The organism is Desulfobacterales bacterium, assembly GCA_028704555.1.
GTDB lineage: Bacteria > Desulfobacterota > Desulfobacteria > Desulfobacterales > JAQWFD01 > JAQWFD01.
Genome location: JAQWFD010000035.1, coordinates 17,574 through 44,056 on the forward strand (window position 1 = coordinate 17,574; position 26,483 = coordinate 44,056).

Genomic DNA, 26,483 nt, shown 5'->3' on the forward strand with positions numbered 1-26,483 from the left:
GCGACCATCAAGAGCGCTGTTTCTCCCACCACCGGCGGGATGAGGCAGCGCTTTTTTTATTGCCAGTTGGTTTGAGGTTCATATATAGTGCATTTTTAAGTAAATCTGTTGGAATCGATTATTTAAGGGCTTCGGTGAGAACTGGAGTTATTCTTGTTGAGACCTTAAATCTGAATATAGATAATGCATCATTTGTGAGAATGTCCGCATGGATAAAATTATAGTCGAAGGGGGCAGCCCCCTTAAAGGTGAAGTCAGAATCAGCGGCGCAAAAAATGCGGCGCTTCCGATACTGGCCGCATCCCTCCTGACCGATGGCTGCTGCACTTTTTCCAATGTTCCGCGTCTGAAAGATATCGAAAGTATCAACCTGCTGCTGGAGCATCTTGGCGCCAGGGTTGAAACCGAAATGGACCAGGTCCGGATTGATGGAAGCGGCCTGTACAATATGGAAGCCCCCTATGAGCTGGTTCGGAAAATGAGGGCATCCATTTTGGTGCTGGGCCCTTTGCTGGCCCGGCTGGGTAAGGCCCGGGTGTCCATGCCGGGGGGCTGTGCCATTGGCGCACGTCCGATCGATTTGCATCTCAGGGCGCTGGAACGTATGGGTGCATCGATTGAACTCCATCACGGATATGTAGAGGCGACTGCGGACCGTTTGAAAGGCAATGAAATATATTTTGACATCGTTACGGTGACGGGTACGGAAAACCTGATGATGGCAGCGGTTCTGGCTGAAGGGGTTACGGTACTGAGAAATGCGGCATGTGAACCGGAAGTTGTGGCCCTGGCAGATGCCTTGAATCAGATGGGGGCAATAATCAGTGGTGCGGGAACATCCCGGATTACCATCGAAGGGGTTTGCAGTCTCCATCCGGTATCCATTTCAATTATTCCGGACCGTATCGAAGCCGGAACCTTTATGGTGGCCGCTGCCCTGACCCGGGGAGATATCACGCTGGTTGACTGTGATCCGAAGCACCTTGAAGCGGTTATTCATAAGCTGAGACTGACAGGGGCTGATATCCGCATCGGCACGAAGGATATCCGTGTCATGGGTGCCGATCTGATCAACAGCGTGGATGCCAAAACCTTGCCATATCCAGGGTTTCCCACAGATATGCAGGCCCAGTTCATGGTGTTGATGTCGGTAGCCAAAGGCCTCAGTATGATATCTGAAACCGTTTTTGAAAACCGGTTTATTCATGTCTGTGAGTTACGACGGATGGGAGCGGATATAACGGTTACCGGCAAAACGGCTTTGGTCAAAGGCGTTTGCCATCTTTCCGGCGCGCCGGTGATGGCGACGGATTTGAGAGCAAGTGCCTCGCTGGTATTAGCCGGGCTTGTGGCTCACGGGACTACCGAGATCAATCGTGTTTATCATTTAGACCGTGGTTATGAAAATATTGAGAAAAAATTCTCCCAACTGGGTGCAGCAATACGACGAGTCAATTGAGACGGTTTTGTACAAAGAGCGGATTCCTTTGATCCTCTGATTCTGTGAATATAGTAAACGATGCTTTCTGATACGCTTCCTCCTGTTGATCGGACCGTCAGTAAATTATTTCATACGAGTTCATCATAAGGGATGTGACGTAGCTGCGATGGCATGCCGCAACTATTATTTTCGTCCGACGATTCCTCTGCTGCTGTCGATGATGGCGGGTATCATGATCGGAAAGATGTTTCCCGGGCATCCGGCCCCTGTGGCGTTCAGCGCTGTGGCCACCATCAGTGCGACTATCTGTTTTATCAACCGCAGCCGTTCTTCTTTCATGTTGCCGGTCATCGTTCTGGCAACCCTGGGCTATCTGCTGATTCAGCCGTGGGCTCATCCTTTCTTTCATGCCAGTCATATTACCCGTTATATGGATTCCCAAAAATGGAACATTATCGGTGAGGTATATGACCCGCCGGTTTTACGAAATCAGCGGCTGACATTTATATTGAAAACCTGTCAGCTTGAACGCGGCAGCGCGACGGTTGCTGTAACCGGTATGATCAGAGTTACCGTGGCATACGGCAACGTTCCGCTATCCCCCGGTGATCGGATATGGCTTCGGGGAAAGCTCAAACCCTTCAGAAACTTTAATAATCCTGGTGGATTTGACTATAAACGTTATATGAAATTCAAGAGCGTTTGGGCATCGGTGTATGTGCGCGGGGATGATGTCCGAATTTTGAACAGTGCTCTGCATTCTGGAGCGCGCCGAATTTTTTTTCGGATTCGGACCCGGATAGGTGCCGTGATTGATCAGTCTTCCCGGGGAAATGCGAACCAGATTTTAAGGGCATTGATATTGGGCCAGAAACAGCAGCTGGACCCAACGCTTCGAGACGCATTCAACCGATGCGGAATCGGGCACGTGCTGGCAATTTCCGGCCTTCATATCGGGGTGATCGCGATGTGGGCCTTCTTGTCGGGCAGGTGGGTGCTTTCGCGTTTCAAATGGTTTCTGTGGCACGCATGGGCCGAAAAAGGCGCTGCTGTTTTGGCGATGATTCCGGTGATTATGTACGGGATGCTTTCGGGAATGTCGCCATCCACCCAGCGGGCAGTGATAATGGCGTGTGTGTTTTTAACGGCGATCTGTATTGAAAGGGATAACGACCCGGTCAATACATTGGCCGTAGCCGCTTTGCTGATTTTAATTTTTCATCCCCCGTCTTTGTTTTCCGCCTCCTTTCAGCTTTCATTTTCAGCGGTTCTGGCTATCATCTGCGGAATGCCTGTCATGATAAAACTGACAAAATCCTCGATCAGCAGTCGATTTCGTTTCAAAGAAAAGCTGATTCGATTTGCGATGGTAACCGTATTGGCCATGGCCGGAACGTTGCCGGTTGTGATGTGGTATTTTAATCAGGTCTCGCTGATCGGCCTGATGGTGAATCTGGTGGTGGTTCCGGTAATCGGGTCTCTGATTGTGCCATTTGGCCTGCTGGCGGTGATCATTAATCCCTTCAGCTCATGGGTGACCGCTGCGGTGCTGACGCTGTGCGATTATGTATTAAGGGCCGTTATCGATGGGGTGATCTGGTGCTCGAAGTTACCGTTTGCCGCAGTTCATACGGTGACCCCGTCTGAAGGCGAAATCATCCTGTATTATGTAACCGGCTGGGCGGTTCTCCAGACGCTTGCCTTCTGTATCGACACCGGAAATCAATCGGATGATTCATGTGAGAATTTCGAGGCAAATTTTTACTCGAAGATGTATGGGGAATCAAAAAAGAATCGGCTCTCACGTATCGTCGATTCCTGCCGGTCGGCAAAGCAGAAAATCATAAGTTGCTTGTCCGGTCAGAAAATGATGCTCGGCATATGGGCTGTAATATTGGTTGCCGGCTGTCTGGATGTCTGTTATTATTTTAATAAACGATTCTGGCATGATGATCTGAGAGTGACGGTTCTGGACGTCGGACAGGGCAGCGCGGCGCTTCTGGAGTTTCCTGATGGATATAATATGATGATTGACGGAGGCGGCTACCCGGACAATTCCATGTTTGATATCGGGGCCAGAGTAATCGCCCCCTGTCTGTGGCGAAAAAAAATCAACACTATCGATACGCTGATCGTCTCGCATCCGGACAGTGATCATCTGAACGGTTTGTTATATATCGCAGAAAATTTTCATGTCAAGACCATATGGACCAACAGTGAGCCGTCAGATAGCGCGGGCTATCGTCAGCTCATGAAAACAATCGATACGCATGATATTGATTTTCCGGCGTATCGGGATTTGCCACGTCATCAAACCATAAACAATGTACATCTTGATATACTTTATCCTCCGCAGGATTTTCTGAAATTCAGGGAACAGGATAAATGGCGAAATACGAACAATAACAGCATGGTGGTCAAACTTTCATACGGTAGTGTATCTTTGCTTTTCCCGGGGGATATCGAAGCCAGGGCCGAAAAAGAACTGGTTCGAATCGCAGGTAAAAATCTTAAAAGTACGGTGCTGCTTTCACCTCATCACGGCAGTGCTTCATCCAGTAGTCAGATGTTTCTGGAACAGGTTGATCCGGATATCGTAGTGGTTCCGGGATGCGTAAGCCGTTTTCTTGCGTCACCGGATCCAAGAATGATCGGTCGATATCGTCTGCGGGGCGCTGAGGTGTTCAATACCCGGCGAAATGGGGCGATACGCTTGACAACCGATTCGAAAACGTTGAAAATTAAACCACGCGTTTCTCCTTCCGGTTGAATTTGTCGTCAGGGCATTATTTTTGTCGAGGCCCTATCGTCGGCATAAGCCGTTGTTCAAACATAACTGTAACATTGTAATGTCGTAACCGGCATATCAGGGGCTGTAACGAAATGGTTAGAAATGTAATGGTTATTTCGTAACGGCCTCTGAACAACAGATATAAAAGGATTTGATTTTATAACGACGTGAGCTGTACAATCAATTTTGAAGCACTGTACCGCAAGTATAACAAAAAACAGTACATTCATCCGGATCCTCTTGAATTTCTTTTTCACTATCAATGTCTCTGCGATCGCGAAATCGTCGCAATGGTGGCCTCATCACTGGCATATGGAAATGTGAAACAAATCTTGAACAGTGTGTCCCGGGTTCTTGAAAAACTGGGCCCGACTCCATCGCAATTTTTGAAGCAGGCGTCCCGAAAAACGTTATGTGATACCTTGAAAGGGTTTAAACACCGGTTTGCAACCGGGGATCAGGTTGCCACGCTGCTGATGGGATTAAAACGGGCCATTGAGATACACGGATCGCTTTACAGTTGTTTTTTGAACGGATTCAGTTCGAATGACGCAACGATACTTCCTGCCCTGTCACGTTATATCCGTGTTTTGACAGATGAAGGCCGAAATGATCCGGGTCATCTGATTCCTCTTCCCGATCGCGGAAGCGCATGTAAGCGATTGAATCTTTTTCTGCGGTGGATGGTTCGTAAAGATGAGGTGGACCCGGGGGGATGGGATGCCGTGCCGGAGTCGAAACTGATTGTGCCTGTAGATACCCATATGCACCGGATTTGCCTGGAAATAGGTTTTACCACGCGGCGGCAGGCTGATATGAGAACGGCACTTGACATTACCACGGCCTTTAAGGCCATAGCGCCCGAAGATCCGGTCCGGTATGATTTCTCGCTTACTCGCCTTGGAATTAGAAAAAATATTGACATCGGTCATTGGATAACGACTGCCAAATCAACAGACGACTGCTGACGCACGACGCAAGGCTCACGACTCACGACTCACGCCAGTCATGATGACATGGCTGCCCCCCCCGGTTACATGGTTTTGCAAGTGTGCATCTGTTTTGTAACGATAACAAACGAATCCATAAATTTTATTTTGATACGCGAGGTTATTATGACAATTATGAATCATAAATCGCTTGCCGTTCATCTGTCAGAGGTTAAGAACAAAAATCTGAGGTTTGAAAACGCTTTTCAGTCGATATCCAGAATGATTTTGGAACATGATTTCGAGAAAGTGGTGGTCAACGGGAAAACAACTTACGATTTTAAAATTTTTCGTACGGGTAAAAAACATATTGTCGGGATGTATGATGAGGTCAACAGCTTTGTATCCTATGTGAAAGATGCGGCCGAGGGCGGATCATCCAAGGAAATGGCCTTCGTCCTGGTTGGAGAACCGGGAAACGGGAAAACATTTTTTGTTGATTTTTTATGCGGCAAATATCGCGGTTATCTTGCCAAGCCACCAAATCGCCGTTACACCTTTAAATTTATCAATATGGACCGGCTTGAGGGATATGGGAGAATCAAGATTGTCGAATCTCAGACCTACGAAGATCCTGTGATTCTGGCGATGAACCTTTATGACGATCCGGATGAAACGCTACGATTTTTATCGGAAACAGCCGGCTTTACCGATTCGGAAATTGAGACATTGTATGAAAATTATCGCCCGTTGGCAGCATGCACCGGATATATTTGGAATGATATCCGGAATTTTACCAATGGCGATATAAATGAAATGCTCAAATTTGTGGAGATTTTTCCGGTTCCTCTGACCGAAAGCCTGGGGACGGTGACGGGAAAATATCCGGCAAAAGATAAAATAACCTCATCAGCTGTTGATTTGCTTGGCGAAGAATCCATTCAGCGACTGCTTCACATTACCGATACCAATAATCCCTACCGGTTTGATCTGAGACGTGGCGCATTGGCGAGGGTAGCTGGCGGGGGCATTCATTTCAGTGATGAGATATATAAAAACAAAAAAGATCTGGTTCAGGTATATCTGGGCGTTATCCAGAATCGTGTGATTGAAATTGACGGATACAAGTGGCCGATTGACACGCTGGTGATTGCTACCAGCAACAACTCCGAGTTTAACCGGTTCCTGTCGGAAAAAGAAGAGGCGCCCATTATTGACCGTTGTCGGATCTGTTATGTGTCTCACAACACCAATTACAAGCTGCAGGAAAAGCTGACATCCTATGCGATTGGAAGCGATACCAAAACGACATTGAGCCGTGAGTTTCTGCATCAGGACCCAAACCTGAATTACGCCGCTTCGGTAGCGATCGTGATGTCAAGACTTCCCCGGTCAGAGAAGCTCACCCCCATTGAGACCATGAAACTGGCTGCCGGCGAAGTGGCCGGAGAAAAAAGCATCAAGACGCTGGCAGAAGTCATCGATACGCTGAATCAGAATCCGGATATCACCCGGCGGTTTGGTCAGAGTGGCCTGGGCCAGAGGAACCTTGGGCGGTCCGTTCAGCTGCTGGTGGAAAGTTCCGAGACCAATGAAGGCCAGTGCATGTTTGCTTACGATATCTTTAAAACATTGGAACGGGTGGTACTCGATTATGTTTCCGATGCCAATAACAGAACAAAATATCTCGAAGATATCAAGCTGGCCAAAGGGCTGTACCGGGAACGGATTATGACCGAGATGTTTAATGCCTATATGGATGAACCGTTTGCTATCCGCAAAGATGTGATGAATTACGTGAACATGATTATCGGTATCGATGCGGAAAATCTCGGGCCGGATAAGATGTGGAAGTACAAGGATCCTCAGACCGGTGAACTCAAGGCAATGAAGATCGATGAACGTTATATCCGTAATGTGGAAGAGCGGCTGGGATTGAAAACAGATGAGCGCAGGGAAACGTTCAGAACGTCGATCCGAAAGATTTACGGTCAGAAAATCTCCGTGGACCCGAATTATGATTTTATGGATAACCTTGAACTGGTCAAGGCGGTGACCGATGTACGGCTCAAGTCGGATATCGCAGGGGCAGGAAGTCTTATCGGTGCACTGGCCAACCGGACCAACGAGGAAAACCAGAAGCTTTACGATCGAATGGTCAATACCATGCTGAATAAACTGGGTTACTGTCGAACCTGTGCGCAGAAGACCATTGAGTATTTCTGCACTCAGGAAGATGAACAATAGGCCGGGGTCGTTCCAGTAATAATGAATTCGTAAAAAATTAAAATTGAGATGGCAAAGTGAAAAGTTCAAGTTCAAGGCGACGCGAATTCCATGGAATGAGGCGTACTGATTTACGTCGCAGTGACCATGGAATGAAGCGCAACGCTCATGGCCTTTTTTACGACGCTGTTAATAATAATTTAAGCGTATAGGGCGTTTCAATTTTTTTAATCTGTTTTATCAGTTGGTCATAGACCGAGGTGCGCTGACTTTGCTTCCTTGAGGATGTTATAAGATAAAAGACTCTTGCTTCTTGGCTTTTGTCTCAAACGAAGTGCTCCTCCAGCGATAGCGCGCCTAAGTCCGCCCGCAGGGTGCCAATCCATTCAACTAATGGTTATCATTCATGACAAAGAATCGGCTGTTTCATTTATATCAGATTATGCGGCAAAAGGGCATGCCTTCAGATCAGGATCTGAAAATGCGTCTCGAATTCGATTACAAAGGGACTCATGATATTGAGGGCACCTCCAGAGAATCTGAAAGACACCTCATGGTAACCGACAAAGAGCGGTTCTATGAATATGATGATCTTAATGGGTTTGAAAAATTTCGACCCCAATGGTCTCATGGCACCAGCCTCAGTACAATTGATGAACTGCTGGAGCGGGACCGTCAGAGAGAAAAAGACGGGTTTTCCAGAAAAATTCGTATCGGCCGTCTCATAAAACCCGGAAAAGATCAAAAAGACAAGGTCGTGGTAGTTCCCAGTACTGTGGAAGAAAAATTTATCCATGACCGATTGCCCGACGCCGATGAAGAGCAGGAAGCCTCGGGTGGTTCCGGAGAAGGGGAGGAAGGAGAGGTTATCGGTCAGCAGCCGGTGCAGCAACCCGGACAGGCCGGAGCCGGCGAGGGAGGCGAGGGAGGCGGCGGGAAGCACGAGATAGAATCCAGTGCGTATGATCTGGGGAAAATTCTTACGGAGAACTTTGAGCTGCCCAACCTGAAAGACAAAGGTAAAAAACGCTCATTTGCCCGTTACATCTATGAAATGACCGATAAAAATCGCGGATTCGGACAAATTCTCGACAAAAAGGCGACGTTAAAAAAAATTTTGGAGACCAATATCAGTCTGGGCAATATTCCGGATCTTTATCGGATAGATCCGACCGGCTTTCTTATCTCACCTGCCGATAAAGTGTATCGGATACTTTCCCGGGAAAAGGAGTATCAGTCACGGGCCATGGTGTTCTTTCTCAGAGACTATTCCGGTTCGATGGGGGGCAAATGTACGGATCTGGTGGTGACCCAGCATGTGTTCATTTACAGCTGGCTGCTGTATCAATACGCTCAGCATGTGGCGTCCCGCTTTATATTACACGACACAGACGCTTTGGAAGTACCTGATTTTTATACATATTATAATTCAAAAGTTGCCGGTGGCACAAAGGTGGCCTCAGCGTATCGGCTGGTTAACGAAATCGTGGAAAAGGAAAATCTGGCTCAGGATTATAACATATATATATTTCACGGGACAGACGGAGATGACTGGGACACGTATGGCAAGGAAACCGTGCCGGAACTCAAAAAAATGCTGTCTTATTCAAACCGGGTCGGGATTACGATTGCAGAGCATGCCTATGTGGGGGAAACCCGGACAGAAGTTGAAAAATATCTGATTCGATCGGGAGTGCTTGAAGACAAACCGGATTTGATACGGCTCGATGTCATGCATGAAGAAGCGGATGAACCCCGTCTGATTGAAGGAATTAAGCGCCTCATATCATGATCTCAGAAGGTCAAAACGGTTTGCCATAACCCGAATCTTACCGACAGCGGGGATACTCATGGAATTAATTGATCAGCATACGAAAAAAATTATGGAAGGCTGTAAGGAAAGAGCCAGGGCTGCCGGGTTGTGTTTTCAGGATGAAACACTGGAATATATTGTCACCAACCGCGATTTGCTGGAGCTGTCCCCTAAGGTCATGATTCCGACCCTGTATGATTACTGGGTACATGACGTGGAAGTCCTCAAGGAAAAAGGCCGTTACGAGCTGTATCCTGGCAATCCGTACGAAACCGTTATCAATACCAGACCGCCCATTTCGTTTTACAATGATAATAATCCGGATTGGCTGAATGTGATGATTTTCTATCATGTGCTGGGGCACATCGATTTTTTTCAAAACAATCTGTTTTTTCGCCACACATGGGATTTTGATTTTTCCGGAGAGGCCCTTTCGGACAAGCGGCTGATTGCCGGATACCGGGCTGAAAAAGGAAGATGGGTGGATTATGTGATCGAATTCGCCCGGGGGATGGATAACCTGGTAGGCTACTTTGATGAGTTGGGAAAACGAGATGAAATTCCCGGCACCCGGTTTTCCCGGCGGTTGGATTTTTACTTCGATGTGTTCCTCCAGAGAATCAAAAATGTCAAAGCCACCGGGTATGTCAAGGAAATCGAGAGATACAATGAATGCATCCGGCAATATAATAAATTGGGGGAGCAAAGCTTTTTTGCAGATGTCGTCAAAACGTATCCGGAATTTGAAACGATCTACGCCAGGAGCCTCGGGAAAAAGATCAGCAGCAAACTTGATCCGATGCAGTTCGTTATGGAATATTCCGAATTTTTGAACAAAGATGAAAATAAATGGATGAAATCCGTGATGCAGGTCGTTCGTAATACGTCCATGTTCTTTCAACCGCAGATTCGAACGAAAATTATGAACGAGGGCTGGTCCAGTTACTGGCACGAGAAACTTTTTCTCGAGGACGACCGGATTAAAGGGCATGAAGTCGATTTTGCCAGAGTCAATTCCGGTGTGACCTCCCTTCCCCGGGTTGGGCTCAATCCTTATGCGCTGGGGATGCGTCTGTTTTATTACCTTGAGGAGATGGCGAACAAGGGAAAATACTCTTACGATTTTCAAAAGCTTCATTCCAGCAATGAACGGGAAAAATATGATGCAAATACCGGAGAGGGTAAACGGTTTATTTTCGATGTCCGGGAGAATTTATCGGATTTTATGTTTATCAATACCTTTGTCGATCAGGCGTTTGTGACCCGAAATGATCTGTTTGTAGCCGGCAAGCGGCTGAATCAGGATAAAATGGTATGGGAATATTATGTGAAAAGTCGCAACGCAGCGGCTTATCGACAGATGCTGCTGGAATCTCTCTATCATCCGGCGCACATTGAAGTGGATGTTGAAAAAAGCAGCAGCCCGGTTTTGTATCTGGTTCATCATTTTGAAGGAAAGCCTCTGGTAAGGGATTTTATTCAAAATACCATGATGGGGATAGAATTTTTGTGGGGCGGCCCGGTGCAGCTGGAAACCAGTGAGGCACTTGTCACCCGCTCATACCCCGGCCATCCGCTCTATGGCGCAGCGCTGGGGAAGGTGCTGGACAGCGAAAAAAAAATCAAACTCACCTGGCAACGGGTATTGTATACGATGGAAAATAGAAAATTAGGGAAGAAAAACATCTGACCGGGTGTGCGCTTTCAGTGGGAACCGCTGCTTTTTAACGAACAAAGATTCTGGAAGATTCATATGAATGATAATGTCCGGAAAGCCATGCAACATTTGAATCAGAGCGTGCGTGAGCATGTTCAACTCGCTCCGGTTGCGTTTGAAGACTTTGTCAAACTCATCGCTGAACAGCCTGACGAAATGATTCGAAATGTCTTTCAGTTATTTCATGATATGATCAAAACATATGTGACTGAGGACGTTGATGAATACCCGAATGATCCCGAGACGGTTCATTATGCAAGTTACGACTGCAGCCGGCTCTTTGTGACGGGTTCGGATCATCCTTTTTTTGCCGACAGACTGTTTGCCAATCGGCTGGTGAATCTGGCCGAATCCTTCCGGCGGGGGGCACAGCAAAATAAAATTTATATTTTTGAAGGGCCGCCGGGTTCCGGGAAAAGTACCTTTTTAAACAATCTTCTCAGAAAATTTGAAGAATATGTCAATTCGGAGCAGGGTTTGCTTTTTGAAACCGTTTGGAGGTTGAATCGCAAACTGTTGGGAACGCTTCCGGCCCGACAGATCGAGCTTTTGCATGACCATGTCCCGGAGCTGTTGTACAACGGGGAAGCTGAGCATAAAGGAACAAAGCGGATAAATGCTCCTCCTTTTTCTGCGGAAGATTATATAGAAATTCCATGTCCGAGTCATGATCATCCGGTTCTGATGATTCCAAAGCAGAATAGGCATGAATTTTTAGAAAATCTTTTTTCAGATCAGCCGTTCAGGACCCGGTTAATAAACGAAAAGGAATATGACTGGGTGTTCCGGGATAAAGCCTGTACCATATGCAGCTCGCTGTATCAGACGTTATTGTACCGGCTGAAAAGTCCGGCTGACGTGTTCCGGATGATATTTGCCCGTCCGTATCAGTTCAACCGGCGACTCGGGCAGGGAATCAGTGTGTTTACTCCCGGCGATAAGCGTATGGAAAAAACCGTTTTGAGCAATGAGATATTTCAAAAACGAATCGATGAAGTGCTGGAAGACAGTAACCGGGTTAAATATGTGTTTTCCCGCTACGCTAAAACCAACAATGGTATCTATGCGCTCATGGATATAAAATCCAATAATACCGACCGGCTCATCGAACTGCACAATATTATCAGCGAAGGGGTTCACAAGGTTGAGGATATAGAGGAAAATGTCAATTCACTTTTTCTGGCACTTATGAACCCGGAAGATAAAAAAAATATTCAGGATTTTCAATCATTTTCTGATCGGATCGAATATATCAATATCCCTTATATTCTGGATTTGAGAACTGAGGTAGAGATTTATCGCCATATTTTCGGCGGGCATATTGACCAGAAATTTTTGCCGAGAGTGTTGCATAATTTTGCCCGGGTAATCATCTCGTCACGTTTGAATACCCGGTCGGAAGCCCTGTTGGAATGGATCGGGAATCCCCATAAATATCGTCATTACTGCGATGAAAATCTTCAACTGCTCAAAATGGAGATTTATACGGGTTATATTCCAAAGTGGCTGACGGAAGAGGACCGAAAACGTCTGACGGCCCGTTTAAGGCGAAAAATATTGTCCGAGTCCGAAACGGAAGGCGCCAAAGGATTTTCCGGGCGAGATTCCATTAAAATATTCAATATGTTCTATTCCCCGTACGCAAAACTCAATAAGCCGATCAATATGTCCATGATGTGCCGCTTCTTTACCAAAACGCATCAGGAACTTAATAAGCTGATCCCGGAAGGGTTTCTGGATTCGCTGCTTCGCATGTATAATTATACGGTGCTTCAGGAAGTGAAAGAATCGCTTTATTATTATAATGAAGAGCAGATTTCCAAAGATATTCAGAATTATATGTTTGCTGTAAATTTTGAAACCGGATCAAAAGTGACGTGCAAATTTACAAAGGAAAAGCTCAATATAACCGATGATTTTTTTGACAGTATCGAGAATCGCATTCTGGGTGCAAAGGCAAATAAGGATAAACGATTGGGATTCCGGGGGGATACCCAGAAGGTGTATGCATCCAACACCTTGACGCAGGAGATCATGCTCAAGCAAATGCCTGTGACTGAAACGACGTTGTACCATGCCCTGCATGAACGGTATGTGTATAACTTGAAGGAAAAAGTGCTGGACCCCTTTCTTGAAAATGAAAATTTTAGAAACGCGATCAAAGATTATGGAAAGGAGTCTTTTAAAACTTACGACAGAAAAATACAGGAGGATGTATTATTCCTGATCAATAACCTCTGTTCCAGGTACCGGTATACGGAAAGAGGTGCTAATGAAGTGTGCATGTACGTGATCGATAATGATCTGGCAGGAAAATTCTTAAATCCATGAGCAGCATGTCTTGAGATCGCTGCCCGTTGCCTCAGTGCCTTTTCATTCCCTCCTCGGGTTGTCTTTTCACCAATAAGGGAAATGTCCGCAGCAAGATTCGAAATGAGATATTTTTCCTTCTTCTGAATGGTTCAAAGTCCAGGGTTGGTTCTATCATCGGCCATTGCGTCATCCCCGCTGCGGGGATCCGGTTCGGTTGGCCTTTAGATTTCCGCTTTCGCGGGAATGACGAGAACGGGATGCAACGCTGCCGAAGGCGGGGGTTGCTGACATGGTGCGGCTGGCCCACCGGTTCATTATGGAAAATTTCCGTTTTATGGATCGATAAAAGTTGAAAAATGAGTGGGTTCCTCGAGTGATGCCGTTGCATCTGCAACAATGGGTGTGAATGGATCGCGGTGAAATTTTATTTGAACGATATGCGGTTTTCCTTTGACACGCACTCACATATTTCTTATAAAATACGCATTTATTTCTTTCGGCTGATTCCATCCTTCCTAATGTTTATACACTACTACTTTATCTGGAGATCCGAGGAATAGCCTTGGTTTAAGGAGACTATTATGGATGATTTTTTACACAAGCTTCGTACCGGACAGGACAGGCGCAATTTAAACCGCAGACAGTACAACAACCCCATGCAGAGGGGCACTGATCGCAGAGACGGCAACAAGGACTATCGGAAAAACGATCAGAGACGGTCTGGAGCGGAAGCGCCCGGCTTGGATCCTGAATTGCTGTCCGGCATTAAGAGTTCCATGGCTTCTATCGAGGAGACGCTTAAGCAGGTAATGCTCTCTGAAGAACGAAGGGCAGTCGCCCAGGAGCGAACTGCTGACGCACTGGAATTTATAGTTTCGCACATACAACAGAGCGGCATACGGATCGATGATAAAAAGCCCGGTATCGTTTCGGAACCCTTGCCTCATCAATCGGAGCCCATAGAAGTGGACTGTCAGGCAGGCGAGATTTCGACCGGAATTGTCCGTGAAAAGGTGGTCGATATCATCAAACAGATGCGGGAAGCCGGATCGACCTATGACATAATAGCGATGTATTTGGATCAGGAGAAAATACCTACCTTTTCAGGCAAGGGCAACTGGCACGCCCAGACCGTTCACAGGATTTTTAGACAAAATTCCTGAATTCGAACATATTCCATCCGTATACGCTGTTTTAATCTGTGACATTATTCTGATCATCATTTGTATTATTATTTCGTATTTCAGGGATTATCTTAGTCGATTTTACTCAATCAGGTGTCCCATATTCGGTTTCTTCATTCCCCTGACTGTTTTCGATTCGTTACAGGGGCTATTCAGAATTCCTGTCGTTTGAGGGTACAAACCAGTATCCTTTCTGACCGGATAACTATTGCATGTTGACACAATTTTATTAACCAGGGATTTACCCTACCGAATTAGATGCATATGGAACTCTCATCTCAGCAAAAAGAGGCTGTCGAATATACAGGTACGCCTGCACTGGTTGTTGCCGGCGCAGGTTCCGGAAAAACGCGTACATTAATCTCAAAAATGGTCTATCTGGTGGAAGGCGGATTTGATCCGCAACGTATTCTGGCCATAACGTTTACGAATAAAGCCGCGGATGAAATGAAAGACCGGCTGATCGATGCTACCGGTTTGACCCTGCAACAGTTTCCGTGGGTCCGTACCTTTCATTCAGCCTGTTACCGGATATTGAAACTGCATTGTGAGAAGGTGGGGTTGCACGCGCCGTTGCAGATATATTCCGAATACCACCAGAAAAAAACGATAAAAGATATTATTGTTGACCGGTTCAACCTGGATAAAAAACATGTCCCGGTGATTGCCGCACAGATTTCAAACGCCAAGAACTCCGGCGACCCCGAAGCGTATTTTCAGCATAATTCCCGGTCGGCTCAGATGCGGCTGCTGGATATATATCGAATTTATGAAGAAGAACTTCAGAATAAAAACGCAGTGGATTTTGATGATATTCTGATGCTGGTCCGGAATCTTCTCCGGGATAATCCTGACATTCGCCGCAGTTATCAGGAAAAATTTCAGTATATACTCTGTGACGAGTACCAGGATACCAATGACCTGCAGGAGGAAATTGCCAGACTGTTGATGAAAAACGGGAATTTGTTTTGTGTTGGTGACGACTGGCAGGCGATTTATTCGTTTCGGGGCAGCAATGTGAACAATTTTCTGGAGTTTCAGAAAAAATATAAGGGTTCAAAAGTGTTCCGGCTGGAGCAGAACTACCGATGCGCAAATGAAATTGTTCAGGTCGCCAATGATTTGATCAAATATAATGATCAGCAGATGAATAAATCTTGCTTTTCGAGCAAACAGGGCGGAATCGTCGAATGCCTTGAATTCGGCGATGAACGGGCCGAAGCCGACTGGGTGGCTCAGAAAATCAAGGTTTTGCTGGGACATGGTATCCCCTATCAGGATATGGCGGTTCTGTTCCGGACAAAGTTCTGCTCGCTGTCATTTGAGCAGTCCTTCCGCTATTTTCAGATTCCATACCGGATGTTGGGCGGTAAGGGATTTTTTGAGCGGAAAGAGATTATGGATCTGAACTGCTACCTGATGGCTGCCGTGTTTGAATCGGATGATGCCGCGTTTGAGCGGATTGTGAATACGCCGAAGCGGGGGATCGGGGCGGGTGCGATCAGCAAAATTGCCAAAATGAAGACGATGGGGATGAGCCTTCAGGATGCGGCCAGAAAAGCGCTGGCAGAAAAAATTCTGGCCCCGCGGATATATCAGCCTGTCAGCCGGCTGATCGAGCTGCTGGATGACATCAAGATGATGAAACCGGATGCCGCGGTTCAGGAAGTCCTGGACCGGGTGGGCTATCTGGATCACCTAAAATCCTATTCGATTTCCAATTCAATGGATTATACATCCAAGGTGGAAAATATAGAACAGTTGATGTATTCGGCCGGTCAAAAAGATTCTATTGCGGACTATCTGGAAGAAGCCGCCCTGGTTAGAGAGGATAAAAAAGACGAAGACGACGAAAGCGGATTCGGGGTGAACCTGTCGACCGTGCATGCGTCCAAGGGGCTGGAATTTAAGGTGGTGTTTGTCGTCGGCTGTGAAGAGCAGCTGTTTCCGCATTGGAAAGCCATGGACAGTGAAGCCGGCCTTGAGGAAGAGCGGCGGTTGATGTACGTGGCAATGACGCGGGCTGAGAAATGTCTGTTTTTAAGTTCTGCGAATTACAGAAAAGGCCAGTTCAATCGCAGAAGCCGGTTTCTTGATGAAATATACAGTTCGCTGGATCGTTGAAAAAACATTGTCCGCCTGTCGGCAGTGGAATTATTCCCATGAATCGTCATCTTTTTTTTTCAGATCGATTTGATCGATGTGCCCGGTTTGATCTGATCTGCCTGATTCGTCCGGGGTACGGTGTCTGTGGGGAAAATGATATGATTTTGCGGAATGGTAAAACTCAACCCGCCCGCTGTCATTGATCATGGCGTTCAACACCCAGTTGACCGCACTGATCACCAGCGATCCAAAAATGGCCGACCAGAATCCGTAGACATCAAAACCGTCTATGGCGCCGGAAACCATTTTCAGCATCAGCGCATTGATTACGAAAGTAAACCCTCCCAGCGTCAGGATATTTATGGGCAGGGTGAGGATGAGCAGAACCGGGCGGAAGAATACATTCAGGATACCGAGAACGGCGGCTGCAAAACATGCGCTGAAAAATCCGCTCACATGGATGCCGTCAATCATGTAAGATGCCACGATGATCGCTGCTGACAGCATCAGCCATCTGATCATAAGTCCTTTCATGCTACAGGCCTTTCCTGGTAGTTTTAAGGGTATAGACAAAAATAAATTGCACGGGGTGTCCTGCATGAGCCGGGCAACGTACCGGAACGACAGGAACACATACGTTATAGTGAATTTCGGACAAATCTTCAAGCCCATACTTTTTATACAGCCGTTGTTGTATAACCCGCCAGAGCGTATTCCTTTTTTCTGTTCAGAGCCCTGAATGAAAGCCGGCGGTCCCGGATGTCAGCGATATGGCTAATGACTGCAATTTTGGCTTATTTCCCCGTCCTCCGACCGGATTCCCAGCCTTCCTATTGTTACAGTCACAGCGTTTCAAAACACCAGTTTGCATCGTGGAAAAGATTGAATTCTGTTTTTCATGGAATCCGGCAGTCAGATGTTGACAAATGAAAATTTGTACTCATTATATTTTAGTTTCACGTGCAAAGAAAGTGCATCCAGGTGCTTGCCAGTTGTCGCTGCGGCGCCTGTGCATTGAAGATAACTCAATGGATAAATGCCGTTATATACAGGAGAAAAAATGGAACAGATGAAAGAAACACACCAGTTTAAAACAGAAGTTCAGCAATTGCTTAATATCATTGTCAATTCCTTGTATTCCAACAAAGAGATATTTTTGAGGGAATTGATATCCAATGCATCCGATGCTATCGACAAACTTCGATTCAACGCTCAAACCGACTCCGATATTCTGGGAGAAGATACCCGGTTCAAAATTAAACTGGTTCCGGATGGAATAAAACAGACGTTGGAAATATCGGATAATGGAATCGGCATGACCTCTGAAGAGGTTCTGGAAAATATCGGGACGATTGCCAAAAGCGGAACCGCGGCATTTACCGAAGCACTTGAGCGGTCAAAAATTCATCAGACGCTGGGCTCTGAACTGATCGGGCAATTTGGCGTGGGGTTTTACAGTGCGTTCATGGTGGCGAACAAAGTTACAGTGATTACCCGTGCGGCAGGGGCTGATACGGCTACAAAATGGGAGTCCATGGGTGATGGAACCTTTACGCTTGAGCCGGCGGAAAAAGATGACCGGGGCACGACCGTCACTCTTGAACTGAAAAAGCCAGGCAAAGATGAATCAGATTTCACCGATCAGTGGACGCTTCGACGGCTTGTTAAACGGCATTCCGATTTTATAACCTATCCGGTTGTAATGGATGTGGAAAGGCAGGATCCGGTTCCTGAAGAAGAACTCATTCGGGATAAAGACGGAAAGCCTATCGGAAAGACCACCCGGACCGTAATTCGCGAAGAGACCCTCAATTCAATGAAAGCCATTTGGACAAAACCCGGAAAAGACGTCTCTGACAAAGAATACGAAGAATTTTACCAGCATCTGAGTCACGACTGGAATCCGCCCCTGACACATCTGCACATGAAGCTGGAGGGGACCGCTGAATACAGTGCGCTGCTGTTTATCCCTTCAAAAGCACCGTTTGATTTATTCCAACCCGATCGAAAGCATGGTGTTCACCTTTACTGCAAGCGTGTTTTTATCATGGATGACTGTAAAGAGCTGCTTCCGGAGTACCTGAGTTTTGTTAAGGGCGTAGTGGATGCCCCGGATCTGAATCTTAATGTCAGCCGGGAAATTCTTCAGCAGGACAGGCTGGTGCGCAACATTCGAAAGAATCTGATCAAAAAACTTCTCGATCTGTTTGCCGGCATGGAAAAAGAGATGTACCAGAAATTTTATGAGGAATTTGGCCAGGTCCTGAAAATCGGCATTTATACGGACGCTGACAATCGCAGCAAGCTGTCGGACCTTATTCGATATAAAACGACAAAATCCAACGGTGAGCGGGTATCATTGAAAAACTATGTGGCCAACATGAAGCCGGATCAGGACAATATTTATTATATTACCGGTGATAACCTGACCGCGATTGTCAACAGCCCCCATCTGGAAAAGTTGAAAGAAAAGGATTATGAGGTGTTGCTGATGACAGATCCGGTTGACGAATGGGTGGTACAATCCCTGAATGAATATGAGGGAAAATCACTCAAGAGTGCTGAAAAAGGGGATCTGAACCTTGACAAGGTAGACGAAAAAAAACAGGACGAGTACAGTTCCCTGCTGGGCCTTATCAAATTGAATCTGCAGGACAAGGTCAAGGAGACCAGAGCCTCTGTCCGTCTGAATGATTCGGTATCCTGCCTGAGCGGTGATTCAGAGGATATGAGCGTGTACATGGAAAAAATCATGAAGGCATCCGGGCAGAAAGTTCCCGATGTCAAGCGGGTTCTGGAGTTGAATCTGAATCACCCGGTTCTTGAAAAAATGAAAACGGTATATGATAAAGATCGCAAGGCCCCGGTATTGAAAGACTACAGCCAGCTTCTATATGATATGGCGGTGATCAGCGAAGGCGGGAAAGTTGAAAATCCGTCGAATTTCGGTAAAATGGTCGGCGAGCTGATGGCTGCGGCCTTGACTGATTAAAACCCAACGCGGCGGAAACGCCAGGGTAAAAGGACCGGCTGGATTGTATGTTTCTTTTTCCCCGGATACGGCATCATATCCGGGGAAATCCGCCGGTAGGCTCTCAGTCGCTGAAACGAGATGACATGAATGTAATAGCGATTATTATCCTGGTGGCGCTGCTGGGGGAGTTCGTTCTCCATCTGACAGCGGATATGTTGAATTTGAGAGCCCTTCGGGAGGAGCTTCCCGAGTCTTTTCAGGGTTTTTATGATGCAGACCGTTACCGGCAATCGCAGCGGTATTTGAGAATAAATACCCGCTTTGGCTGGCTGTGCGCGGTGGTAAATCTGGTGGTGGTTCTGATGGCCTGGTTTTTGAAGGGGTTTCCGCTGCTGGATCAATGGGTGAGAAACCTGCATATGGGTTCCATCATGAACGGCCTGATATATATCGGTATTCTTGTGCTGGCGAAAGCCATTTTGCAGCTTCCCTTCAGCCTTTATTCCACTTTTGTTATCGAAGAGCATTTCGGATTCAATAAAACCACATGGGGAACTTACGCGCTGGATCTGATAAAGGCAGCCCTCCTGTCAATCGTACTGGGCGGGATTCTGTTATCCGGCGTGCTGGCTTTTTTTGAATATACCGGATCCAATGCCTGGTGGTATTGCTGGATGGGGGTTACGGCATTTATGCTGTTGGTCCACTATATCGCTCCAGCCTGGATTCTGCCGCTGTTCAATAAATTTGAAGCGCTTGAAGACGGGGAGCTTAAAGATGCCATTTTCAATTATGCCCGGTCAATTGATTTTCCTCTGAAAAATGTGATGGTGATGGACGGGTCCAGGCGTTCGGGAAAGTCTAATGCGTTTTTTACCGGTTTTGGATCATATAAGCGTATTGTCCTGTTTGATACCCTGATTGAACGCCATTCCATATCAGAGCTTGTTGCTGTTCTGGCTCATGAAATGGGCCATTATAAGAAAAAACATATTCTGCAGCAGATGCTCATCGGTATCGCCCATACGGGGATCATGTTTTTTCTTCTTTCCGTTTTCATCTCGCATAAAGGACTCTTTGACGCGTTTTTCATGCAATCCGCCTCGGTATATTCCGGAATGATATTTTTCGGGATGCTTTACAATCCGGTCGAATTTTTTATGGGCCTGCTGTTTCAGATCCTTTCAAGAAAAAATGAGTATGAAGCCGACAAATTTGCGGTTGAAACGACCGGTGATCCCAAGCCCATGGCAGATGCCCTGAAAAAACTTTCGGTACACAATCTCAGTAACCTCCTGCCGCACCGGTTTTATGTGTTCTTGAATTATTCACATCCCCCGGTCCTGGACAGAATCAGGGCGATTTCATGATGCTCCGGGTGATGGAATGCCCGGGTTATGATGGTTTCGGCGGTTCGATCTTGTCTGTTATCTGTTGCAGCCTGGTATTCAGCAGCTGAACGGACATCTGGAGATCATCCAGCCGGTGGAGGATGTCCGGGGCGTTGGGGGAAACCATCGTATCGGATGCGGGGCCGCCTGGTTTTGTGATTTTGATCAGCGTTTCATTGGCCTTTTCGATATGCCTTGAAATGTCATCCAGCCGGATGCCTATAGTTACGATGAAATACAGCAGCAATACAAAACCATATTCATGTTTTTCCCATCCCCATAACCAGTTGCCGGTCAATATGATGACTATGAAAATCAGTCCCGTAATAACGTAGGGGTCTTTCAGAATCGGATATCTCATTTGGTTTTCCCTGTAATTGATAGTTATACCTCCTCGAGGCCTCGTTTAACTCGTTTAACTCGTGTTGCCTGTGTTTACCTTATTTTCCTTATTCCATGGGCGTCTTCTACTGTACTTGCAAGTGCACTCCATTGATCAGCAGCTGACCGGCGGGTTTTTCACATAACGGTTTTGAAAAATAATACCCCTGCCCGGAATCATAACGAAATTTTTTGCAGCTGCTGATAATGGCGCGGGGTTCATTCCTTCAACAATAAATTTTTCGGCCGGATGATGGGACAGTTAACTGGTGGCCTCGATGATCTTACTGTCCCTGATTTCGTTTATCGAGCTTGCCGGCGAAGCATTTGTCGGCTTTGAGGATAGCCTCCGGGAACTGGTCCAGAGACGGCATCAATGGAATCGTCGCGGCAAAATTTCTGCTTCAGCGGTTCGTAGCTCACTGCCGGATAGATATGAATAACTTTGGTTGAAATATCATGTCCATAGTTTCAGTACACTGCCGAAGTTTTTCGGCTTATGGTATCATAAATCGGCGCATGTAGTGGCCTTGTCGGATGCCTCCTTTCAATATCCGGCGTGATTGGTTTCCGAAAATCAAATGCGGTTACAACGGTGATTGCCCGTCGTTCATCCATAAATTCGGTCTTCACCGGGGTATCAGCGCATGCTTCCAGGCCGGAAATGAGAAATTTTATACAATCTCACAGATTGACACGGAGATTGGGTGGAAAAACGCAGACTTCGAAAAGGCCATTTATGGATCGAGGCTAACTAATAACTTGTTTATTTGTCATTATCATCATATTATAATGAAATAAAGCACAACGATGAAGTCATGGAAATTGAGTATGTTTTTTCAGCTGTTTGAAATCGATAAATGTTAGCCATATATTGTAATAAATTTAAGTGTGTCAATTCAAAAAAATATTTTATTGCCTGATTGGCTGGCGATACGCCGGAGCAGATCGCCTCATGACATTGTTGAGAACGTTACGAAATGTGTGAGTCAATCGAAGAATCGGAACAGGTCGTTCTCAAGTTGTATGAACAGTATGTGTCTTGCTCATGATAACTCCAACCCACGTATGACATCACCCTTACCCGCCAGGATGAATTTTTTTATAGCGTCATGGTTTGAGAATCGGCATTGATTTATTCCAAGGGAGTACGACTGGAAATGATAAATGAATTTATTGATGAGGTGCTTTCAAAAGGGGCGGAAGCCGTTCTGCCGCAACATTTAAATGACGAGTGGCTCGATCGCCTGTATGTGGGCGCTAAACAGTTAATTGATCTTGTTGTTCGGGACGGTAGGGAAGGCGGTGCCGCCGATGAACAGGAACCATTTCAGGATGACTGCTCCATGGCGCTGATGATGGCTGTGATGGAGATTGTTCAGCATCAGGCCGGATATCCTGCGGATCGAATCGATATGCCGGAATATGAATTGATGGAAAAAATGAAATGCTATGCGATGGCAATTGTATTCGAATCCATCAGTCGTATTTCAGATCTTGAAATGGATCTCCCAGCCCTGGATAATATTTTTGACAAAATACGAATTATAGAATTTGAGGAGACTCATCCTGAGATTACGACCATACTTAATCGAATTTAAAAGCAGTTGGGCTGATATCCGGGCAACTCAAACGGCGTTTATTCAGCCCGTGCGTATAAACAAGTTGATGCAATGATTGGGGGGGCCTTATTGGTAATAAGAGGCCTGGAAGACTTCAGACAGGAGATGAAAATGACAGAGCAATTTGATAACGAGCACAGTATTCAGGAAGAGGAAAACTTTGCCGATTTGATTGATTCATATTGTGCAGGGATGAATGATAATATCCGGACGGGTGACAAAATTCAGGGGAAAATTGTTTCAATCGGAACGGATAGTGTTTTTATCGATACCGGTACTAAAATAGATGGGGTGGTTGACAAAAAAGAACTTACCGACGAAGACGGTCAATTTTCTTATCACGAAGGCGATGTCGTTGAATTGTATGTAACCTCTTTGGAGGAAAGTGAGATCCGGCTTTCAAAAGCATTAACGGGCGTTTCCGGTGTTGAAGTGCTGAAGGAGGCTTTCGGCAGCCAGATACCTGTGGAAGGGAAGGTCAAAGGGCCCTGTAAGGGAGGCTTTCAAGTTGTGGTCTTAAATAACAGAGCCTTTTGTCCGAGCAGTCAGATGGATATAAGCTTTGCGCAGGATCCGGAGCATTACAGTGGTGAAACCTATCGGTTTTTAATCACTCGTTTTGAGCAGGGGGGAAAGAATATCGTTGTGTCCAGGCGACAGTTGCTCGAAAAGGAGCTTGAAAAAGAAAAACAAAGCTTTGTTGAGCAGTTGGAAACCGGTTCAGTCGTGGAGGGCCGTGTCCGAACCGTGATGCCTTACGGGGCATTCGTCGAGGTTTTTCCCGGAGTGGATGGGTTGGTTCATATATCGCAATTAAGCTGGGCCAGAGTCGAAAAGCCTGAAAACGTGGTGAATGTCGGTGACCGGGTTCGGGTTAAAGTCCTTTCGGTAGAAAAGGGGAAACCGAATCAACTGAAATTGTCTTTGTCAATCAAACAGGCGGGCCCAGATCCCTGGGACAGTATTGGTGAAGAACTTCGGGCCGGTGATAAAATCGAGGGTAGGGTGACGCGGTGTGCAAAATTTGGAGCATTCGTGGAGATCAAACCGGGAATTGAGGGATTGCTTCATATCAGCGAATTGAGTTATGCCCGGAGGATTTTAAAACCGGAGGACGTTGTTTTGCCCGGGGATAACATCATCGTGCTGGTAAAAGAATTAGATCCGGACAACAGAAAAATATCATTAAGCCTGAAGGATGTTGATGGCGATCCTTGGGCCAGGATTTCCAATACCTATCGTCCCGGTCAGACCATCGAGGGGGTTCTGGAAAAAAAAGAAAAATTTGGTTATTTTGTATCATTGGAGCCCGGTATTACCGGCCTTATTCCAGCTTCGAAAATCAGTAGAATGGCCGATCCAGGCTTGTTGGAGAAGCGCAGGGCAGGGGATAAGATCCGGGTTGTGGTTGATCAGATACATACCGATGAACATAAAATCAGCCTGTCGCCCGCCGATGAAGTCACTGAAAATGAATGGAAAAAATTTTCCACCGAAAAAAGTGATGATTCGGAAGGTCTTGGTGCTTTGGGAGCAAAATTGAAACAGGCGCTTGAAGGCCGGGATAAGGAATGAAAAAATGGACCGCCGCCGCTGTTTTGGATAAACCACCTGGTGGTCCCAATATGCCGTCCGGCAGCCGCTGGCCGGAAACTGCCATGACCGTATGGGTTCTGATGCCGCAGGATGGGGCCGAACACAGAGACCGGATTGCTTGAAAAACCGGGAATCAACGAGACAGTCGTCTCCAGAAATTTTCTGCGTCCTCCAGTCTGCGGCGATCGGATTCTGTATGCCCTGATGACGGTCGAATCCCTCGCAATCGCGCAATTCTGTCTGCCAGGGGGGGATGGGTCGAAAAAAGATTCGATAGCCGGTTCCCTGTCAATGGATTGACAATAAACATGTGAGCAGTGGACGCTGATGCGTTCATTGGTATTGTTCCGGAATAAAAGCCCAATTTTTCAAGGGCCTTAGCCAGGCTTTCCCCATTGCCAACCATGTCAGCCGCACCGGCGTCTGCCAGATATTCTCTGGAACGTGAAACAGCCATTTGTATAAGTGCGGCGGCTACAGGCGCAAGCAGCGACATGATTAAGAGTCCGATGGTGCCTGATCCGCCTTCTTTATTATCATTACTGCTGGCGCCCCAGCCGAAAATGGCTGACCAGCGGGCCATATTTGCCAGTATCATGATTGCGCCTGCCATGGTGGCAACGATTGTACCGATCAGAATGTCATGGTGTTTGACATGTGAAAGCTCGTGGGCCAGGACCCCTTCGATTTCTTCGTCGTTCAGGAGCTGTATAAGGCCTTCTGTGACCGCAACAACGGCGTGACCTGGATTTCTACCTGTAGCAAATGCATTTGGTGTCTGGCTGGGAATGATGTATATTTTCGGCATCGGAAGGTTGCCTGCACGGGCAAGTCGGTTTACGATTTGATAAAGTCCTGAATTTTGACTCGGGGTGGCTTCCCGGGCCTGATATGACCTCAAAATTATCCGGTCAGCGTACCAGAAGCTGAAAAAATTCATCCCGGCTGCCAGAAAAAGGGCAATGATCATGCCCTGGGGTCCGCCTAATGTCTGGCCGATCAATAACATGATGACGGTTATAATGGTTAAGAGTAACGTAGTTTTGATCTGATTGGCCATTTATAAAATTTCTTTCAGGATTAAGGCTGTCATCTATCGTAGCTGCATATGTTTCAAGCCCGGTTCGCAAGATTCCGAAAAATATAGAACGACCGGTTCTTTGAAAGAAGATTAGCCTGTTTTTTGAAAATCATCAAGATGCTTTTGGGATAAAGAAAACTGCCATCGGCAGTTACACCCGTTGTGAATCAGGAAAAAATATCTGGTTATCGTCAGTATAAATACCGCTGATAAAATAAAAGTGGTTTAAGAAAGGGCAAACCCGCCGGAAAGGGTTTTTACCAATATCATACGCAGATATTATTTCATGGGTTGCGTGGAGAATATAAGTGCTATTGGTTCGATATGTCTCTTCCGGTCGTTGAATCCTCTTTGTTTTTGTCAAGCGGAGGGCAGCGTTCAGCTTTTTCAATACGGGTTTGAGTGGACTTTAAATGGATTTTTTCGGAAACAGGAATCGATTTATCCAATTGCGTAAGTTAATCGTTTGAATTTATATATTAATAGTTAATGCTTGAAAAAATGTGATGATAATGTGTTGACAAAAAAAACAGGAGGATGTAGGTATAGCCCGTTCTTCGAATGGGGATCAATCATTGATCAGGCAGTTAATAGACTTTTGGTCTGCCTCTGATGGAAAATGAAGATTCCGATAGAAAAAAATTTACATACAATGTTTTTTTTGATTTTGTTCTTGACAAGCAAGTTGTTTTTGGAATATAAAATCGGTTTTGTTGCTAACGCATCAAGACATAAGACTTTGATCTTTGAAAACTAAATAGTGGCAGCGAGTCTGATTTTCGAAAAGAGGATTAAGACTTATTAAAGTAAGTCTGAGAAAAAAGGATTTAATTGGAGAGTTTGATCCTGGCTCAGAATGAACGCTGGCGGCGTGCCTAACACATGCAAGTCGCACGAGAACTCTCCTGCTTGCAGGAG

General features: G+C 46.2%; 18 protein-coding genes and 1 rRNA gene. 16 read left to right on the forward strand and 3 right to left on the reverse strand.

Going from position 1 to position 26,483, the window contains the following annotated elements; all coding sequences use genetic code 11:
- The first annotated feature begins 208 nt into the window (after window positions 1-208).
- From murA to PHQ97_12455, 9 genes are all read left to right on the forward strand, one after another.
- Window positions 209-1,459 carry a UDP-N-acetylglucosamine 1-carboxyvinyltransferase gene (gene murA, locus PHQ97_12415; GenBank protein MDD4393537.1) on the forward strand — a complete coding sequence of 417 codons (1,251 nt, stop codon included), beginning with the start codon at window positions 209-211 and terminating at the stop codon, window positions 1,457-1,459.
- A gap of 148 nt (window positions 1,460-1,607) precedes the next feature.
- The gene (locus tag PHQ97_12420) at window positions 1,608-4,211 is read left to right on the forward strand and encodes a ComEC/Rec2 family competence protein (GenBank protein MDD4393538.1); all 2,604 of its coding nucleotides are present in this window, start codon (window positions 1,608-1,610) and stop codon (window positions 4,209-4,211) included.
- A gap of 188 nt (window positions 4,212-4,399) precedes the next feature.
- Entirely contained in the window at window positions 4,400-5,200 is an 801-nt protein-coding gene (locus PHQ97_12425) for a TIGR02757 family protein (protein MDD4393539.1), read from the forward strand.
- Between the two features lie 156 nt (window positions 5,201-5,356).
- A complete protein-coding gene (locus PHQ97_12430) occupies window positions 5,357-7,408 on the forward strand; it encodes a serine protein kinase PrkA (GenBank protein ID MDD4393540.1) in 2,052 nt (683 codons plus the stop codon).
- 385 nt (window positions 7,409-7,793) lie between these two features.
- Entirely contained in the window at window positions 7,794-9,179 is a 1,386-nt protein-coding gene (locus PHQ97_12435; protein MDD4393541.1) for a DUF444 family protein, read from the forward strand.
- Window positions 9,180-9,237: 58 nt separating this feature from the next.
- A complete protein-coding gene (locus PHQ97_12440) occupies window positions 9,238-10,890 on the forward strand; it encodes a SpoVR family protein (GenBank protein ID MDD4393542.1) in 1,653 nt (550 codons plus the stop codon).
- A gap of 63 nt (window positions 10,891-10,953) precedes the next feature.
- Entirely contained in the window at window positions 10,954-13,248 is a 2,295-nt protein-coding gene (locus tag PHQ97_12445; GenBank protein ID MDD4393543.1) for a serine protein kinase PrkA, read from the forward strand.
- A gap of 563 nt (window positions 13,249-13,811) precedes the next feature.
- Window positions 13,812-14,393, forward strand: a complete 582-nt coding sequence (locus PHQ97_12450) for a hypothetical protein (protein ID MDD4393544.1) — start codon at window positions 13,812-13,814, stop codon at window positions 14,391-14,393.
- Between the two features lie 285 nt (window positions 14,394-14,678).
- Complete coding sequence (locus PHQ97_12455) at window positions 14,679-16,538, forward strand: UvrD-helicase domain-containing protein (protein MDD4393545.1); 1,860 nt, start codon at window positions 14,679-14,681, stop codon at window positions 16,536-16,538.
- Between the two features lie 30 nt (window positions 16,539-16,568).
- Here the strand turns inward: PHQ97_12455 and PHQ97_12460 are convergent, their stop codons facing one another.
- Window positions 16,569-17,054, reverse strand: coding sequence for a phage holin family protein (locus tag PHQ97_12460; GenBank protein MDD4393546.1), 486 nt, complete (start codon window positions 17,052-17,054; stop codon window positions 16,569-16,571).
- A gap of 526 nt (window positions 17,055-17,580) precedes the next feature.
- Here PHQ97_12460 and htpG point away from each other — a divergent pair.
- Together htpG and PHQ97_12470 are read left to right on the forward strand one after the other, a co-directional pair.
- Window positions 17,581-19,512, forward strand: a complete 1,932-nt coding sequence (gene htpG / locus PHQ97_12465) for a molecular chaperone HtpG (GenBank protein ID MDD4393547.1) — start codon at window positions 17,581-17,583, stop codon at window positions 19,510-19,512.
- Between the two features lie 125 nt (window positions 19,513-19,637).
- Entirely contained in the window at window positions 19,638-20,864 is a 1,227-nt protein-coding gene (locus tag PHQ97_12470) for a M48 family metallopeptidase (protein MDD4393548.1), read from the forward strand.
- Between the two features lie 25 nt (window positions 20,865-20,889).
- Here PHQ97_12470 and PHQ97_12475 read toward each other — a convergent pair whose 3' ends face one another.
- Entirely contained in the window at window positions 20,890-21,246 is a 357-nt protein-coding gene (locus PHQ97_12475; protein MDD4393549.1) for a hypothetical protein, read from the reverse strand.
- 298 nt (window positions 21,247-21,544) lie between these two features.
- Here PHQ97_12475 and PHQ97_12480 point away from each other — a divergent pair, with 298 nt between their 5' ends.
- The 4 genes from PHQ97_12480 to PHQ97_12495 all read left to right on the forward strand — a co-directional run bounded on the left by PHQ97_12480 (window position 21,545) and on the right by PHQ97_12495 (window position 24,606).
- Window positions 21,545-21,709: a hypothetical protein gene (locus tag PHQ97_12480; GenBank protein ID MDD4393550.1), complete on the forward strand. Its 165-nt coding sequence runs from the start codon at window positions 21,545-21,547 to the stop codon at window positions 21,707-21,709.
- Window positions 21,710-22,426: 717 nt separating this feature from the next.
- Window positions 22,427-22,867 (forward strand): hypothetical protein, encoded by a 441-nt coding sequence (locus PHQ97_12485; protein MDD4393551.1) that lies wholly within the window; start codon window positions 22,427-22,429, stop codon window positions 22,865-22,867.
- 132 nt (window positions 22,868-22,999) lie between these two features.
- The gene (locus PHQ97_12490; protein ID MDD4393552.1) at window positions 23,000-24,463 is read left to right on the forward strand and encodes a 30S ribosomal protein S1; all 1,464 of its coding nucleotides are present in this window, start codon (window positions 23,000-23,002) and stop codon (window positions 24,461-24,463) included.
- Window positions 24,460-24,606, forward strand: a complete 147-nt coding sequence (locus PHQ97_12495) for a hypothetical protein (GenBank protein MDD4393553.1) — start codon at window positions 24,460-24,462, stop codon at window positions 24,604-24,606. The genes PHQ97_12490 and PHQ97_12495 overlap by 4 nt, the downstream gene beginning before the upstream one ends.
- Window positions 24,607-24,617: 11 nt before the next feature.
- On the opposite strand, the gene htpX is transcribed toward PHQ97_12495, so the two are convergent.
- Complete coding sequence (htpX, locus tag PHQ97_12500) at window positions 24,618-25,544, reverse strand: zinc metalloprotease HtpX (protein ID MDD4393554.1); 927 nt, start codon at window positions 25,542-25,544, stop codon at window positions 24,618-24,620.
- Window positions 25,545-26,393: 849 nt separating this feature from the next.
- Between htpX and PHQ97_12505 the strand changes: the two genes are divergently transcribed.
- A 16S ribosomal RNA gene (locus tag PHQ97_12505) occupies window positions 26,394-26,483 on the forward strand; the annotation flags it as partial.